General features: G+C 54.3%; 10 protein-coding genes and 1 CRISPR repeat array. Of the genes, 4 read left to right on the top strand and 6 right to left on the bottom strand.

What is annotated here, in order from left to right; all coding sequences use genetic code 11:
- Positions 1-88: 88 nt before the first annotated feature.
- Positions 89-1,783, bottom strand: a complete 1,695-nt coding sequence (locus JTM80_RS11850; protein WP_172357881.1) for an iron ABC transporter permease — start codon at positions 1,781-1,783, stop codon at positions 89-91.
- A gap of 114 nt (positions 1,784-1,897) precedes the next feature.
- Between JTM80_RS11850 and JTM80_RS11845 the strand changes: the two genes are divergently transcribed.
- Positions 1,898-3,028: an ABC transporter ATP-binding protein gene (locus JTM80_RS11845; RefSeq protein WP_205369475.1), complete on the top strand. Its 1,131-nt coding sequence runs from the start codon at positions 1,898-1,900 to the stop codon at positions 3,026-3,028.
- Between the two features lie 378 nt (positions 3,029-3,406).
- Positions 3,407-7,641: a CRISPR direct-repeat array (repeat unit 35 nt; unit sequence CTTTCAAGCCCATTTCCCCGCAAGGGGACTGAAAC).
- A gap of 431 nt (positions 7,642-8,072) precedes the next feature.
- Here the strand turns inward: JTM80_RS11845 and purN are convergent.
- Together purN and speB are read right to left on the bottom strand one after the other, a co-directional pair.
- Entirely contained in the window at positions 8,073-8,825 is a 753-nt protein-coding gene (purN, locus tag JTM80_RS11840; protein WP_172357885.1) for a phosphoribosylglycinamide formyltransferase, read from the bottom strand.
- A 6-nt stretch (positions 8,826-8,831) separates the two neighbouring features.
- Positions 8,832-9,737 carry an agmatinase gene (gene speB / locus JTM80_RS11835; RefSeq protein WP_172357887.1) on the bottom strand — a complete coding sequence of 302 codons (906 nt, stop codon included), beginning with the start codon at positions 9,735-9,737 and terminating at the stop codon, positions 8,832-8,834.
- 152 nt (positions 9,738-9,889) lie between these two features.
- On the opposite strand from speB, the gene JTM80_RS11830 reads away from it, so the two are divergent.
- A complete protein-coding gene (locus tag JTM80_RS11830; protein WP_172357889.1) occupies positions 9,890-11,110 on the top strand; it encodes a URC4/urg3 family protein in 1,221 nt (406 codons plus the stop codon).
- A 105-nt stretch (positions 11,111-11,215) separates the two neighbouring features.
- Here JTM80_RS11830 and JTM80_RS11825 read toward each other — a convergent pair whose 3' ends face one another.
- Positions 11,216-11,776, bottom strand: a complete 561-nt coding sequence (locus JTM80_RS11825; protein ID WP_172357891.1) for a hypothetical protein — start codon at positions 11,774-11,776, stop codon at positions 11,216-11,218.
- A 692-nt stretch (positions 11,777-12,468) separates the two neighbouring features.
- Positions 12,469-13,452, bottom strand: coding sequence for an RNA polymerase sigma factor, RpoD/SigA family (locus tag JTM80_RS11820; RefSeq protein WP_172357893.1), 984 nt, complete (start codon positions 13,450-13,452; stop codon positions 12,469-12,471).
- 1,064 nt (positions 13,453-14,516) lie between these two features.
- On the opposite strand from JTM80_RS11820, the gene JTM80_RS11815 reads away from it, so the two are divergent.
- Positions 14,517-15,191, top strand: a complete 675-nt coding sequence (locus tag JTM80_RS11815; RefSeq protein WP_172357895.1) for a Uma2 family endonuclease — start codon at positions 14,517-14,519, stop codon at positions 15,189-15,191.
- Here the strand turns inward: JTM80_RS11815 and JTM80_RS11810 are convergent.
- Positions 15,180-16,895: an ATP-binding protein gene (locus JTM80_RS11810; protein ID WP_172357897.1), complete on the bottom strand. Its 1,716-nt coding sequence runs from the start codon at positions 16,893-16,895 to the stop codon at positions 15,180-15,182. The genes JTM80_RS11815 and JTM80_RS11810 overlap by 12 nt on opposite strands.
- 422 nt (positions 16,896-17,317) lie before the next feature.
- Here JTM80_RS11810 and psaX point away from each other — a divergent pair, with 422 nt between their 5' ends.
- Entirely contained in the window at positions 17,318-17,437 is a 120-nt protein-coding gene (gene psaX / locus JTM80_RS11805) for a photosystem I protein PsaX (protein WP_172357899.1), read from the top strand.
- The last annotated feature ends 129 nt before the right edge of the window (positions 17,438-17,566 follow it).

Genomic DNA, 17,566 nt, shown 5'->3' with positions numbered 1-17,566 from the left:
GTGCGATCGCCCCGCTTTAACCTGCTTTCTCGCGACGATTCATCGTGATTCACCAGGATGCGCCGCGATTCATCGTGATTCACTGCGATTAATTGCGATCGCCCCCGGCAATCTGCTGGCTGAGCAAGATTACGGGCACCAGCCCCACCGCCACAATCACCAGCGCCGCCGCTGAAGATTCCGCCAGCCGCTCGTCCGACGCAAGCTGGTAGACCCGCACCGCCAGCGTGTCGAAGTTAAACGGGCGCACGATCAGCGTGGCGGGCAGTTCCTTCATCACATCCACAAACACCAGCAGCGCCGCACTGAGCAGACTGCCGCCCATCAGGGGCGCATGGACTCGCTGCAGCACGCCGAGGGAATTTTCGCCGAGCGATCGCGCGGCATTGTCCAGACTGGGCTTGATTCGCTCCAGACCCGACTCGACCGAATTCAGCGCCACAGCCAGGAACCGCACCAGATAGGCAAACACCAGCGCCGCGATCGTGCCGCTCAGCAGCAGCCCGGTGGAAATGCCAAAGGTGCGCTGCATCCAGGCATCGACAGAGTTGTCGAACGCGCCCAGGGGCACCAGCACGCCGACCGCAATCACCGAGCCGGGAATGGCATAGCCCAGGGCCGACGTTCGCAGCGACAGGTTCATCCACCCGTTGGGACGCAGCCGCACGCCGTAGGCCAGCAGGAGGGCGATCGCCCCCGCTAGCCCCGCCGTCAGCGCTGCTGCCAGGAAGCTGTTTTTGGCAAACCCCCAGAGGCGCGGGTCGGTAAGCTGGTTCAGATTTCGCAGGGTCATGTGCAGCAGCAGTCCGGCGGGAACCAGAAAGCCCAGCAGCAGGGGAACTACGCAGGCGGCGATCGCCAGTCCGCTGCGCCAGCCCCCCAGCCGAAAGCGGCTCTGGCTATAGGATTTGCCGCGTTTTTGGTAATAGCGCCCCTGGCGGCGAAACCACTGCTCCAGCACAATCAGCGCCAGCACAAACAGCATCAGCAGCGCCGCCAGTTGGGACGCGGCTGCCCGTTCGCCCATGCCAAACCAGGTGCGATAGATGCCCGTGGTAAAGGTGTCTACGCTGAAATATTGCACCGTGCCAAAGTCGCCCAGGGTTTCCATCAGCGCCAGGGCCGTGCCAGCGGCGATCGCCGGCCGGGCCAGCGGCAGCGCCACCCGCCAAAAGCTCTGCCAGGGGTTGCAGCCCAGGCTACGGCTGGCTTCCAGCGTGCAGACCGACTGTTCCCCAAAGGCCACCCGTGCCAGCAGGTAGACATAGGGATAGAGCGTCAGCACTAGCAGCGCGATCGCCCCGCCCAGGGATCGAATCGGCGGAAACCAGTAGTCCTGCGCCGACTGGAACCCAAAGAGGGATCGCAGGCCCGTTTGCACCGGGCCATAATAGTCCAGCAGTTCGGTGTAGGTGTAGGCCAGGAGATAGGCGGGAAAGGCCAGCGGCAGCAGCAGCGCCCAACTGAGAATGCCGCGTCCTGGAAACTGCGTCATCGTTACCAGCCAGGCCGTGCCCGTGCCCAGCACAACTACCCCCGCGCCTACGCCCAGCATGAGCGCCAGAGAGTTCGCCACGTAGCGCCCCAGCACCGTGGCGGCGAGGTGTTGCCATACGTCCCAGGCAGGCGTAAACAGGCTGGCCGCCACCACCAGCACGGGTGCAGCAATCAGCAGGGCGATCGCCCCCACCGCCAGCGTCCACAGGTCTAGCCCGGACTTACTGCGAGAAAGATGCAATTTTTTGGAAACGGCGATGTCCGCCGGTTTTGCAACAAAGCTCATGGCATGATAAGGAATTGACCCGAATTTCTGAGCGTTGCCCGCTCGAATTGTCGAGTTGTTGAGAAGATATTAATTGATTCTAAGTCTCAATAATGCACTTCCATGAGCGCCAGCATGAATTCTTCGCCCGTTTTGCAGCTTCAGCAGGTGACGCATCAGTTTCCCAATCGCCCCGCTCCCACGGTGTATAACGTCAGCCTCGACCTGGAGCCGGGTGAAATTTTGGCGCTGCTGGGGCCGTCGGGCTGTGGCAAAACGACGCTGCTGCGACTGATTGCGGGCTTTGAGCAGCCCCAGCAGGGGGAAGTGGCGATCGCCGGCCGAATAGTCGCCAATGCAGATGGCATGGTGCCGCCGGAACAGCGCTCGGTGGGCATGGTGTTTCAAGACTTTGCCCTGTTTCCCCATCTCACAGTGCAGGAAAATATTGCCTTTGGGCTGGGGAAAGGCGACTCGCGGGGACAAGTGAGCGAGGCGATCGCCCTGGTTGGATTAACCGGATATGAACGCGCCTATCCGCACGAACTGTCGGGCGGGCAGCAGCAGCGCGTCGCCCTGGCCCGCGCCCTGGCCCCGCGCCCGTCGCTGGTGCTGCTAGACGAGCCGCTGAGCAATCTGGATGTGCAGGTGCGGCTATATCTGCGGCAAGAAGTGCGGGACATTTTGAAAGCAACGGGCACGACAGCGGTTTTTGTCACCCACGACCAGGAAGAAGCGATGGCCATCGCCGATCAGGTCGCCGTCATGCGGCACGGGCAAATCGAACAGCAGGGCCCGCCGGAAGCGCTGTATCGAGCGCCCGTCTCCCGCTTTGTGGCGGAGTTTGTCACCCAGGCGAACGTGCTGCCTGCCCGCTGGAATGGGCAAATTTGGGAAACAGAAATCGGCAGCTTTGACCTGAAATCGAGCCTTTCAGACAATTTCCCGGCATTTTCAAAAGGGGAAACCGCCGATTTGATGATTCGTCCTGAAGACATTCAAATTCAGCCCAGCGCATCGGGAACGGTGACCGTGGGCGATCGCCAGTTTCTCGGCCGCGACTATCGCTACACGCTGCTCACCCCCAGCGGCAACAAGCTCTATGCCCGCATCCCCGCCGACCGAACCTCGTCCGCCAGCGGAGCCGCGCCCCTCCCCCCCGGCACCCTCGTTCACCTCACCATCCACCCCGCCGCCCTGAAACTGTTCCCCACCACAGAGGACGTGGTAGATGGAGCAAAGGGGCGATCGCTGCCCGTCGCTTGAAGAAAAAACGAAGAACGAAGAGGGAAAAACGAAGAACGAAGAACGAAGAACGAAGAACGAAGAACGAAGAACGAAGAACGAAGAACGAAAACCCGCTCTTCCGTCTTCCCTCTTTGTTCTTCCGTTTAACGTTTCTTTCATTGACTTTTCTGGCGACAGTCTCCTATGATGCGGGTATGGATACGTCATATTCCCATCTCGCCTGAACCTTGAAAGCCGCATAACTTCGTTGACCAGCGTTGATGCCTTGTTCAGTGGGCAACTCAGACGCTAGAAAGCTAAAGTTTTAAGAAGGAAAATTCATTTTTAGACTCCAAAAACGACCACCATCGATTTCTGCTTACGAGGCATTGCCAGGAGCAGGTTTCAGACGGTACTCTTTCAAGCCCATTTCCCCGCAAGGGGACTGAAACTTTTTGGTGGGCTGAATTGCCCCTGCGTCCATCAACTTTCAAGCCCATTTCCCCGCAAGGGGACTGAAACGAGTCCCTGAAATGCCGTCCACTTTGTTTATCCGCGACTTTCAAGCCCATTTCCCCGCAAGGGGACTGAAACCTGTTTCCGACATGCCCGACAGCCCTCCAGGGGTCATCGCAGCTTTCAAGCCCATTTCCCCGCAAGGGGACTGAAACAATTACCTCCAGGTCAGTGTCGAAAATCTGAACTTTCAAGCCCATTTCCCCGCAAGGGGACTGAAACTGTATACTGTCTCGTTTATATAGGAAGTTGATCTGCTACTTTCAAGCCCATTTCCCCGCAAGGGGACTGAAACCAAAGGCTTCATGCTGGCGATCGCCGCCATTAAGGCCTTTCAAGCCCATTTCCCCGCAAGGGGACTGAAACGGAACACCCATAACGGACGGGGCGCGCAAGAATCCTCGACTTTCAAGCCCATTTCCCCGCAAGGGGACTGAAACCCAATCCTCCCAAACTAAAGAAGAAAAAGAAGTAGAAGATCTTTCAAGCCCATTTCCCCGCAAGGGGACTGAAACAAGACTCTCCCTACGTAGTTTTTGCCTACAAAAGAATTCTTTCAAGCCCATTTCCCCGCAAGGGGACTGAAACGTAGCAGACAGAACTAAAGATTGGGAAGTAATAGCAGACTTTCAAGCCCATTTCCCCGCAAGGGGACTGAAACTTTTTATTCTTATTGGCTTTTATGAATTCGTTATACTTTCAAGCCCATTTCCCCGCAAGGGGACTGAAACTGTTTGGGTATAAAAATTTCCTTGAAACAAAGCTAGCCTTTCAAGCCCATTTCCCCGCAAGGGGACTGAAACTCGTTTATCTGTAGAAATAACTGAAGGCAATACTTTCAAGCCCATTTCCCCGCAAGGGGACTGAAACTCCTTGATTTAGATCAGCAATCCTACTGAATGCTGCCCGACTTTCAAGCCCATTTCCCCGCAAGGGGACTGAAACGATGTAGTGTCCTGGGAATAAAATAAAAGGCAGCCTACTCTTTCAAGCCCATTTCCCCGCAAGGGGACTGAAACGGGGGATTGGAAATTGGAACGTAGCCGATGTCCTTTCTTTCAAGCCCATTTCCCCGCAAGGGGACTGAAACACTTGACGATGAAGGGTGGGATCTTGCGACTAAAAACTTTCAAGCCCATTTCCCCGCAAGGGGACTGAAACAAGAGATAAAAAAACCACAGCAGCTTTTAAACTGCGGGCTTTCAAGCCCATTTCCCCGCAAGGGGACTGAAACATGTTATTAAATTCTATACATTGAGAATGGAAATCTGCACTTTCAAGCCCATTTCCCCGCAAGGGGACTGAAACTTTGCCGTAGTTCTGTATCTGAAATCGTATTCTAGTTCCTTTCAAGCCCATTTCCCCGCAAGGGGACTGAAACAGGCTGGGATCGGGTATTGCCGGACGGCACCCGCGTCCCCGCGACTGACTTTCAAGCCCATTTCCCCGCAAGGGGACTGAAACACCCTTCGACCAAAAAGGGTCGCTTTACGCAAATCTTTCAAGCCCATTTCCCCGCAAGGGGACTGAAACTAGCTAAGGTTACTAGGTTGTGAGTAGGCAAGATAAATCTTTCAAGCCCATTTCCCCGCAAGGGGACTGAAACATTTTACATGCTTAAATCCTTTGTTTGGAATCGACTTTCAAGCCCATTTCCCCGCAAGGGGACTGAAACCTGGCGGGTTTGTTGACCTCAAAGAGTTGCTCAATTTTCTTTCAAGCCCATTTCCCCGCAAGGGGACTGAAACTGTATTTGCTACTGCTGCTATGGAGTTCTATGGTGTTAGATGTCCTTTCAAGCCCATTTCCCCGCAAGGGGACTGAAACTATCTTCATCTAAAAGTGTACAAGGCAAGATAGCAGCTATTCTACTTTCAAGCCCATTTCCCCGCAAGGGGACTGAAACCTTCTTCTTTGGTATCATTTGAGGCTGAAGCTGAGCCAACTTTCAAGCCCATTTCCCCGCAAGGGGACTGAAACCGTTTTGACCTACAAGACAAATATCATCTCTCAGTTGAACTTTCAAGCCCATTTCCCCGCAAGGGGACTGAAACAAGCCCATAGGACGCAATCTTGATAGATGTACCTTCAGGGCTTTCAAGCCCATTTCCCCGCAAGGGGACTGAAACCCCATAACTTTCATTTGAGATCCGCTTAACGAACTACTTTCAAGCCCATTTCCCCGCAAGGGGACTGAAACACTGTTTCTACTTGAGTTTCATATCTAATAGAAATCTTTCAAGCCCATTTCCCCGCAAGGGGACTGAAACTTGCCAGAATATAAAAGACTAAAATGGCTTCCGGACTTTCAAGCCCATTTCCCCGCAAGGGGACTGAAACAATAAAGCTTTTACTTTTGCTCTTTCCAATGATGGTCTTTCAAGCCCATTTCCCCGCAAGGGGACTGAAACACCCAAAACAGATAACAACTGTCTAGTGGTACATCTACAGCTTTCAAGCCCATTTCCCCGCAAGGGGACTGAAACTTTATGAGAGAACAGGATTTAAAGCTATAGTTCAAGCTTTCAAGCCCATTTCCCCGCAAGGGGACTGAAACGATCAGCAATAATAAACTCATGTTGATCTAAGTATTTACAAAATCTTTCAAGCCCATTTCCCCGCAAGGGGACTGAAACCTATTACTTGGTTTTTTAATGATTAGACACATAGTTATAGGCTTTCAAGCCCATTTCCCCGCAAGGGGACTGAAACGTCACGTGTCTGCTTGATTAGTACTGTTATTATTATTATTCTTTCAAGCCCATTTCCCCGCAAGGGGACTGAAACCAATTGCTAATGTATTATTTGAAACAGCTATTGCTTTACTTTCAAGCCCATTTCCCCGCAAGGGGACTGAAACGACGACGAGTAGTTGTTGTAGTAGCAGGAGCAAAAGGTCTTTCAAGCCCATTTCCCCGCAAGGGGACTGAAACTATGTAACTTGTTCTCGACCTCCTGGACGACTCTCTACTTTCAAGCCCATTTCCCCGCAAGGGGACTGAAACTTCTTTATTCCTTTTCGTAGCTCATCTATACCCTCGTTACTTTCAAGCCCATTTCCCCGCAAGGGGACTGAAACCTCATCTTTACTATCCAAGTAATTTATTATTTCTTTCTTTCAAGCCCATTTCCCCGCAAGGGGACTGAAACCCGGGTTGGATTTTGTAGTCAAAACTGTGAATCGTCATTTTTCTTTCAAGCCCATTTCCCCGCAAGGGGACTGAAACTAAAAGACAAGCTAAATCTTGGCTACAACGATAATGCTTTCAAGCCCATTTCCCCGCAAGGGGACTGAAACAGCTTACTAGAAAGAAGTTTACATATGCTGTCTGACTACTTTCAAGCCCATTTCCCCGCAAGGGGACTGAAACTATCCCGCAAGATAATTAACGAGAACCAAGTAATTGCTTTCAAGCCCATTTCCCCGCAAGGGGACTGAAACCCTAACTTCTGACTCTGCGCATGTCTTTATTTTTGTCGTTGAACTTTCAAGCCCATTTCCCCGCAAGGGGACTGAAACCAGCTTTAGATCTGAAGTCATACTCTAACTCTAAGCCTATAACTTTCAAGCCCATTTCCCCGCAAGGGGACTGAAACACGACTGCCAGGTGTTTCATCTGGTGGGAGACGCCAAAGTTGAGCAGTACTTTCAAGCCCATTTCCCCGCAAGGGGACTGAAACCCATCTTCAAAAATGGAATATGGGATTTTGGATATACAACAATCTTTCAAGCCCATTTCCCCGCAAGGGGACTGAAACTTGCACTTTGAGGGTTCCTGAGCCTGGAACCACGCCAATAAAAACCTTTCAAGCCCATTTCCCCGCAAGGGGACTGAAACACCAAGGATGCGTCTATTTTGAAGTATGCTAATGTAGCACTTTCAAGCCCATTTCCCCGCAAGGGGACTGAAACTGCGGGCCCGCTGGGTGGTGCCAGGCACCGAAATGTATCTTTCAAGCCCATTTCCCCGCAAGGGGACTGAAACATCCAAAGCTTTACTACTGCGATAAGAGTCGTGGGCTAAATCTTTCAAGCCCATTTCCCCGCAAGGGGGCTGAAACAATAGCTTGCGCTAGTTCACGATCTGCTTGACGGCTATTCTTTCAAGCCCATTTTCCCGGAAGGGGACTGAAACGTTTGGGAAAAAAGAAGAGTGAAAAACGAAGAGCGAAAAGTGAAGAACAAAGAACGAAAAATTGCTTTTCCCTTACACAGAAAACCGAAAAATCGTTAGTGTCTCAATTTATTCGCCACTCTCAAAATGACCAATCAAGAGCAACCATGCTGTAAGGGTTTCAGCGGTTGTCAGATCGAGGTGGCGAAAAACTAAGGACACGAACAAAAATGAAGAACGAAAAACGAAAAATCGCTTTTCCCTTGCACAGAGAACCGAAAAATCCGTTCTTCTCCCGTAAAGAAAAAATGAAAAACGAAGAACGAAGAACGAAAAACGAAAAATCGCTTTTCCCTTGCACAGAGAACCGAAAAATCCGTTCTTCTCCCGTAAAGAAAAAAATGAAAAACGAAGAACGAAAACCGAAGATCTGCCCTTCCCTCTTCGTTCTTCTATTCTTCGTTCTTCGTTCTTCGTTCTTCCCTCTTCCTTCTTCCTTCTTCGTTTTTCTCCTCGCCGCTGCTCGCCAGCGCGATCGCCCTCGGAAAGATACGATGCTCCTGCACCTGAATCCGCTGGTGCAGGGTGTCGGGGGTGTCGTGGGGCAGGATGGGCACGGCGGCTTGCATGATGATTGGGCCGCGGTCTACTTCCAGGCGGACGTAGTGGACGGTGCAGCCCGTCACCTTGACCCCGGCGGCGAGGGCTTGTTCGACGGCGCGGGCCCCCGGAAAGCTGGGCAGCAGGCTGGGGTGCAGGTTCAAAATGCGGTCGGGAAAGGCGGTGATCAGCACGTCTGTCACCACGCGCATCCAGCCCGCCATGATCACCCATTCCACGTCATAGCGCTTGAGTTGGTCGATGATGGCTTGATCCAGGGCTTCGCGGCTGGGAAACTGTCGATGGTTCAGCAGTTCTGCTGGAATGCCCAGTCGTTTCGCCCGCTCCGCTGCCCCGGCCTGGGGATTGTTGTAGATCATCACCTGGATTTGGGCGTTGAGCTGGCGCTGGGAAATGGACTGGGCGATCGCCTCAAAGTTTGACCCACTGCCAGAGGCCAGCACGCCCAGCCGCAGCGGTGCGCCTGCAAAATGGCGCTGCCATACGCTGGGGGGAACCGCTGGTGAGATAAACCCCGGCGCGGCGGCATCTTCGGCGATCGCATCTGTGGGGATAGACGGGGGCGACGGGTCGGGGGACTGCATTTTGACCTAGCTCCAACCCTGGGCGATCGCCTGATAGCCAATCAGCTTGTAGGCTAGCTTGGCGGCGGTAAATTCCGACACCACCGACTCGCTAACGGGCGCAAGCTCCATAATGTCTGCGCCGAGGACGTGGTGATGCTCAAACACCGACCGCAAGTAGCCCAGCAGGGAATACCAGTTCAGCCCGCCGGGTTCGGGTGTGCCCACGCCGGGGATCAGCGTCGGGTCAATGCCGTCTAGGTCGATGGTGAGAAAGACGTTGCGGGTGGGGATGGCGGCCAGCGCCCGTTCGGCCCAGTCGGGCTGGGTGGCGATTTCTCGCGCTCGAAATACGGTCAGATTTTTTTCCTTAATTAAATTCGCTTCTTCTTTGCAAATGCTGCGGATGCCGATTTGCACCGTAGGAAGACCCATGTCCACCACCCGACGCATAATGCAGGCGTGGTTGTGGATCGAGCCTTCGTATTCGTGGCGGAGGTCGCCGTGGGCATCGATTTGCACCACCGTAAACGACTCCGTAGACGCGGCTCGATAAGCCCGCACCAGACCCGTCGTGATGCTATGTTCGCCGCCCAGCCCGATGACGAACTTGCCGTCGGCAATGAGTTGGGCGGTGGTGTCCTCAACGACCTTCAGCATGGCTTCGGCAGACACTGGGCCGCTGCGCGTATCGGCGATCGCCCCGTGGGTATACACGCCGACGGGCCACATCTCCCGCTCTAGCTCCTCGTCGTAATATTCCACCTGATGCGACGCTTCCAAAATCGCCGCCGGGCCGTGTTCGCAGCCCTTGCGATAGGTCGTCGTCGCCTCGTAGGGAATCGGCAAAATCACGACCCGCGCCGTGTCATAGTCGGCGGCGACCTCTTCGCCCAAAAAGGGCAACTCGGCAATCGGCGTAGTGGTCAACATGGGCAAAAATCCAGAACAGCAGCAGTTATAAATTCTGACACACTTGCAGCGGCGAGGAGGTGTTCTTGCTGGATGGGTATTTCTTGGGCTGCGATAACAGTTAAGCTGAGGGGGCTAAACGCTTGTCTGCATTTGCCTCTACGGGTTCCATCATGTCCACCGCTATCTACCTCCAGAGTCCCCAGGCGATTCGCGATCGCACTCAGCAGCTTTTTGAGCTGGCCCGCGCCGACAAACTAACGCACTTTCGCTATCGGGGCGATCGCCTCCAGCCCACGGCCGACTATGTGCTGCGGGTGATGCGGGAACACTATCCCGACCTAAACGTGCCGTTTCATAGCCGCTGGCGACATTTTGGCGTGGGCAAGGTCGATCGGGCGGCCGAGTTGCAGGCGCGGCTGGCGAGGCTTGATCCGGTGGCCCAGGCGCGGGCCAAGTTCGATCTGGTGATTCTCAGCGTGCTGCTGGATGCGGGGGCGGGTGCGGTGTGGCGCTATCGCGAAGCCAGCAGCGGTCAGGTGTTTCAGCGGTCAGAAGGGCTGGCGGTGGCAAGCTTTTGGATGTTCTGCGAGGGCGCATTTTCGGGCGATCGCGCTGCTCCCCTCCAGGCAACCGCCGCCGCCCTCCAGCAGATCACCGAGTCCGATCTGGCTCAAGCGTTCCAGGTCACCCCAGACAATCCGCTAATCGGGCTGGCGGGGCGCGTGGCCCTGCTGCAACAGTTGGGCCACACCCTTGCCCAAAAGCCAGAATTCTTTGGCACTCAAACGCCCCGACCGGGCAACCTGGTGGACTACCTGTTGGCCCAAGCCGAGGATCGCCAGTTGCCCGCGCCCACCGTGCTGATGGCCGTGCTGCAAGGACTCGGCGACATCTGGCCCGGCCGCATCACGCTAGAGGGCGTTAACCTGGGCGATGTTTGGCCGCACTCTGCTCTGTCCAGCGCTGAGCCGGGGGCAAACCTCGTGCCGTTCCACAAGCTGTCGCAGTGGCTCACCTATTCCCTGCTGGAGCCGCTGCAAGACCTGGGGCTAGAAATCACGCAGCTTGACCAGCTTACGGGTCTGGCAGAATATCGCAACGGCGGCCTCTGCGTAGACCTGGGGCTGCTGGAGCCAAAGCACGCTGACGTACTGCGTGGGCCGCACCTGCCCAGTTCTGAGGTGATTGTGGAATGGCGATCGCTCACGCTGGTTCTGCTCGACCAAATTGCCGATGCCATCCGTACCGAACTCGGCCTCAGCGTCACCGAACTGCCGCTCGTGAAAGTCCTGGAAGGCGGAACCTGGGCAGCCGGCCGAAAAATCGCCGCCGAGCTGCGTCCGGGCGGCGATCCTCCGATCTCGATTCAAAGTGATGGAACGGTGTTTTGAAAAAAGAAGAGAGAAGAACGAACTTTTAAAGAACGAAAAGAGAAGAACGAAGAACGAAAAAACCATTCTTCCCTCTTCGTTCTTCTCTTTTCGTTCTTCTTTTTTCTAATTCACACGCTCAGGGCTAATCTTGCAGGTGTTGAGAATGCGCTGGTCGTTTTCGCTCAGTGCAGAAAGCTGGTGAAATCCTTCCAGGTTCAGAGGGGCGATCGCCTCTCCGCCTGTCGCCGCGACCGACGCATTCGCTTGAAGCGCCACCGAGTAGGGATGAACCGTTTGCTCGTAGGAATCAATCACGTTTAGCGCTAGTTCCTGGGCTTGCACCTCGCCATAAAAGCAATCAAAGGAGGAATGGGGCATATAGAACGCGCCTACCACTTGATTCTCGCTGACTTCAAACACCATGTAGGCGGAGCCAAGCTGGTCGGGCTGCTGAGACTGTCCATACAAATAAACGCCATTGGGAAACCGCTGGCTAATTGCACCTTCCAAGCGGGCAACCGTTGCAGCGCTTGCTTGCGTCAGCCGGGATGCTTCGAGACCATGGGCTGGAGCCAGTGCCGCAGCCGCCAGTCCTAATGTTAAAAACAGCGCCGTAAAGGGCTTTTCAAAACGATTCCAAAGGGACTGCGACGTTTGGGGGAAACGGTTAGTCAAGTTCAGCATTGGCAGTCCTCCTTCACAAAACTAAAGATTAGATAGAAGATTTACAATTAGAAATTCGCTCTATAGTTCGCTGCCTATTTTGCTGCCTAGATAGAGCTTACGAGCTTCGATTTAACGCTTTGGATGGGCTTCACAACTCTTGAAGAAAAGGGGGCTAATTTCGAGAGTTTGAAACGTCCACCGTCTCTCCGAACAGCTACACCGCCAAGGATTCAAATTCCAGATTTCGCTTCAAAAAATTGCAAAACTTTTTAGAAAAGTTCACTACTGAACATTTTTAGAAGCCGCGCCGGAAGTCTTGAGTGAAGCCTAGCCCAGTCCACAGGATGATGAGATCGAGCCTGGGAATGAGATGACGGAAGCTGTGCGTAACCTTGCGAGAGAATCTGAACCGCTGAACCGCTATGGCCTTACTTTATAGAGCGAGAGTAGGAGGCAAATCACCCGATTCGCTCACCCAAGTAGGTGATCTTAATCACCGCTTGCTGGGGCATTCATACAGCAAAACATGCAGCAAAAAATGATGACCCTGAGGCAGCGCAGAAGGCTTAGAAAAAAACCTCCTCGTCTGACCCTCACATCATCACCTATGAAATAGAGGTGGAGGGGGTATGCACCGCTCCACCTCTATTCATCCCATGCATCCAGTTAAACAAACGGGAAGAAAGGACAGTTTGACGAACTGGCTGGAATTAACTGGCCAAATATCCACGAACGTTGACTTTGCGGCGACGCAGGTGATCCAGCGCCTGCCGCTCAAGCTGACGCACGCGCTCACGGCTGATGTTCATCCGCTGCCCCACTTTTGCCAGCGATAGCTCATTGCCGTCTTCTAGCCCAAACCGCAGCACCAGCACCTCCCGCTGCTGAGGCGTTAGCTCCGCCAACAGGTTTTGGATGTCTTGCCGCAGCGATTCCTGCACTGTGAAGGTTTCAGGCGATGCGCCGTCGTCTTCTAGCAGGTCTTGCAGTTCGGTGTCCTGGTTGTCGCCGACTTTGAGATCTAGCGACACGGGCTGACGCGCCATCAGCAAGAATTCACGGATTTGTCCTGGCTCTAGCTCCAGTGCTGCGGCGATGTCTGCGGGCGTAGGCGCACGGCCCAATTCCTGCGTCAGTTCGCGCTGCACCTTTTTGATCTTGTTGAGCTTTTCGGTGATGTGGATGGGCAGGCGGATGGTGCGGGCCTGCTGGGCGATCGCCCGCGTAATGGCCTGACGAATCCACCAGTAGGCGTAGGTCGAAAACTTGTAGCCCCGCGTGGGGTCAAATTTCTCCACGCCGCGCTCCAGACCCAGCGTGCCCTCCTGGATCAGATCCAGGAATTCCAGGTTGCGCTTCTGATACTTCTTGGCGATCGCCACCACCAGGCGCAGGTTCGCCTCAATCATCTTTTGCTTTGCCCGCTGACCCACGCGCAGGGCTTGGCTCAACTCGGCTTCCGTCAGATTGACCTCGGCTGCCCACTCTGCCAGCGAAGGCTCCCGCTCCAGCTTGTTGGCCAGAGCCTCTTTCGCCTCCAGGAGTGCCATCATCTGCTGCACCTGCTTGCCATAGACAATCTCCTGCTCATGGGTCAGCAGCGGCACCCGACCAATTTCGTGCAGATAGGTTCGCACCATATCTGCGGTAAACAGCGGTTTCGTCGTTTTAGCTGTGGTGTTTGCGGTTGCCATGAATGCGAGACTCCGTTGAACAATCTTGAATCGAACAGGAAACGTAAACTGGATGGTTCAGACGCTCTACTAGCCCCAGCAAAGAAGCAAAGAATAGAGAGACTAACTTATGAGCCAGCTTCTAGTGCAGTTTCTAGACCTGGAAACCGCCTTATGAAGAGGCTTGACTATACCCACTGAGGAAACCAGTGGAACGATGTTGGGGCTGGCGAACAAGTCCGAAGTAGGAATTGAAAATCCGAACGAAAGAAGCGACGCTCAGACGAAAACAGGTGAGGCAAAAACAGGTGAGATCTCTAAACCACTGCCTGGGTGCGTCTCTCTGGACGACTCTCTATTAACCAACCCAGGGCAGCTTAAAAACAGCTTAGACGCAAGTTGAATGTAGATACTACTACGACTAGCGGCATTCTTCAGGAAAGTAGTAACTCTTTCTTAAGACCAATAGACCAATACTCTTGGCAGTCAAAACTGGCAGTCAAACCAATGGTCAAAGCGCTAACAGATTGAACGTGGCGCTGAAAGCCCAGGACAGAGAGCCAAAAAGCGAAACTAGAGTAGAAGTAGACAGACGATAGAGGTATCACAAAAGCGAAGTCGTTATGAGTTCACTCTTGTATGAAGACTATAATACAAGTTTAGGCTTCCGTAAAGGGTTGGTCATTCATCCAAACGGGTGAACTTTGCAGGTGAACGGCGAGAGGACGGCGTGGCGCTTTCAGGTGAAGAGCTTTCAGGTGAAGAATCGTGAGCGGCTTTCGTAAGAACCTTTGACATCAAACCTTTAACATTAACAAAGGACGGAGAAATCAAAACAAATGTTCACCGTGTCTCCCTATCATCTAGCGATTTATGGAGAGATCAGGTTCGGCTAGTACGGGGGGAAAACCGAACTCCCTGGATAGGGCTGGATTGGAGCGAGACAGCGTAGATCAGTCGATCATCAGTAGGTCGATTATCAGTAGATCAATGGGTTAAAGAGGCAGACCAAACAGGCTAGTTTCAACGGGGTGATTTTGATGGTCGAGGTGTGGGTTTAGGAGGGTGAGGTGCAGGAGGGTGAGATGCAGACCGTGAGCAGTGCAGAAACGGCGATCGCCCGCCCACCCGTCCTGGGCGAAAAGCGCGTCACCTTGCGCGGGCTAACGTGGGACGGCTATCTGCAAATTTTGGATGCCCTGCCCCAGAGCCGCGCCGCCCGCCTTACCTATGATCAGGGAACCCTCGAAATCACGATGCCGCTGGAAGATCACGAATTTTCGCTAAGGCTGATCGAACTGTTTATAAGAATCTTGGTGGTGGAATTGGGCATGAAGATCAAGACCATGGGTTCCACCACCATGAATCGGGAAGACCTGAATCGCGGATCAGAACCCGACTGCGCCTACTACATTCAGCATCAGCCGCAGGTTGCCGGCCGCAAGGTTAACTTTGCCACCGACCCGCCGCCCGATCTGGTGGTGGAAGTAGACATCACCCACACCGACATTGACAAAAATCGCTTCTATGCCAGCCTCGGCGTGCCAGAGTTTTGGCGATACAACGGGCGCGAGTGGCGGATTTACCACCTGCAAGCGGGCGAGTATGTTGAGCAGAGCCACAGTCCTACCTTTGGCTGGGTGGAAAAAGACGACCTCTACCGCTTTTTGGAGCAGGCGCAGCAGGACGAAGTGGAGGCAGAATTGACGCTGCGGGCCTGGGCGAGGGAGAAGGTGGCTGCGCTGCGATCAGAAGCCTAGATCAGCCTTGGCCGTCTCCGAAACGCGGAACACGGCGGCATCGGGCATTTCCTCCCAGGCGGTTTCGCCAATTTCGGCGTAGAAAGTTTCGTCGTAGGGGCGAGTGCGAACCACGACGGGCATCGGCACGGCGTGCCCCAAAATTAGCGCCTGCTGTTTGGAATCGAGCTTCGCCAGGACAGACCGCAGCGCCTGCCCACCAGACACGCCCGTAAAAATTGCGTCGATGTCTTTTTCGTCATTCAAGAGGGCTGTGATGCGCGTGCCGATCTGCGACATCACCTCGTTGTCGATGCCCGACGGGCGCTGATCCACCACCAGCAGCGTCACGAAATACTTCCGCATTTCACGGGCGATCGTGCCAAAGATGGTCTGCCGGACGGTGGCCGGATCGAGAAACCGGTGCGCCTCTTCGATGGTGATGACGAGCTGGTGGGGGCGATCGCCCGGATTCTTCGTCTGCAAGAAGCGCTCCGCCTTTAGCACGTAGCTGGCGTGGATGCGTCGCGCAATGATGTTCGTCGCCAGCATATAGGACAGCATGTTCGACTGGGAGCCAAACTCCACGACCACATGCTTGCCCGCCTCCAGCGCCTCTAGCACCTGCCCCACATAGTTATGCGGACAAGCGGGACGCAGATATTTCAAATCATCCAGCCGGGTCAGCTTGCGCTGGAGCGCCATAATCGACGCTGGGCTGCCCATCTTCACCTGGCAAAACTCCTGAATCTCCTCATTGCTCATCGACAGCAGGCGAGAAATCCAGGCTTTGCCAAACTCATTGCGGAGAATAATGGCGTTTTCTAGCGCTGCCTCCGAGACGTTCAGTTCGCCGCGCACCAGCGCCAGGTCTTCTACCTCGATCTGGTCATAGCTGATGAATAGCTCTTGGGCATCGCGCACGCCCCGCCGCTGGGTCGATTGGGGATCGAGCGTGAAGATTTTTACCTGCCCCGGAAACAACTGCCGCAGCCCCTTCACCATCGACACGCGAGACTTGGAGCCGCCCTCGCTGGTGGCCTCCCAGCCGTATTCCGAGTGCATATCGAAAATCAGGTTCACCGCTGCCCGCTTGCGAATAATGCCCGACAGCAGCAGCCGCGTCAGGAAGGATTTGCCCGTGCCCGACTTGCCAAATACACCGTTGCTGCGCTCCACAAATCGATCCAGATCGATGCAAATGGGCACGTCCATATCAATCGGCTGCCCCACGGAAAAATTGCGCCGATGGGGGTCGTCTTCCCAGCCAAAGACGGCGCGAAAGTCGCGATCGCTCGCGTCGAACACCTGGCTAAAGTGGCTGGGAATGGTTTTGACGGGCAATAGCTCGATGGCGCTGGTGTTGGCTTGGAGAGGGCTGGTTTTGGATTTTGGATTTTGGATTTTGGATGGGGCGCTCTGTTCATCGGTGGGGGTGAACATCAGCATCGGCGACAGGTTGATGGTGCCGTAGGTGCCGCTGCCTGCTAGAACTTCTTGCAAAAAGGTGTTGCTGGGGTCGGGCGGGTTGGAGACAATGCGGGGGTTGGTGGTTCCCAGAGAGACATCGGTGAGCATACAAAAGAAGCGCGATCGCCGCCCCTGCACCACCAGAAACTTGCCCACGCGCATGTCTTCGACCGACACATCTGCGTGTAGCCGCACCTCTAGCCCCTGGCTGAGGGAGCCTTGAATCACAGACCCCAATGGATTTTCCAATTCCATACGCTAATTCCGTAACCCGTTCGCACTAGCATTCACGCTCAGTAATTTGCAAGATAATTTGCAGGGTGATTTGCAAGCTTTTGCGGGCGTATTGCAAAGATGTACCGAGCTTTTTGGTTTCGTAATACATACGTTCTTAATGCCATAATACACACGTTCTCAGGATTTTCTATAGTACATGCGTTTTGCTGTGCAAACGATTTGGGGCGTGCTTGGACGGAACTGGGGTTTGGGAAAAAGATGGCTGCCCTCTAGCTGCCCTCTAATTTGTCCCCCTGATTCTTGTCCCCCTGATTCGTCCTCCTGATTTGTCCCCCTATTTGTAATGTTTCGTTTTGCCAAGCGGAGGGTTATCAAGTCCCCCGCTGTGGTTAATAATGAACGATTAGATTCTCTGCTGTTTATCGCTGTTAGGAATTGCCATGACTTCTAAATCCAAACCCGCCAGCAAACCTCCCTATACCTTCCGCGCCGGTTGGGCCCTGCTGCTGCTCGGCATCAACTTTGTGGTGGCGGCCTACTACTTCGGCGTTTTGAAGTGATCCGTCAAACAGCTTTGCCCAGTGTGTATGCCCGGTGGATGCCAAGTGTGTATGTCCGGTGTGTATCCCAGAGTCCAGGCCCAGAGTCCAGGACTAGTGTTCATGTCCAGTGTCCAGGCTGTCCCTCTG

The sequence above is a fragment of the Thermoleptolyngbya sp. PKUAC-SCTB121 genome (assembly GCF_016919485.1).
Lineage (GTDB): Bacteria > Cyanobacteriota > Cyanobacteriia > Elainellales > Elainellaceae > Thermoleptolyngbya > Thermoleptolyngbya sichuanensis.
The sequence above is the reverse complement of the archived record's forward strand: the minus strand, read 5'-3'. Positions and strand labels throughout refer to the sequence as shown.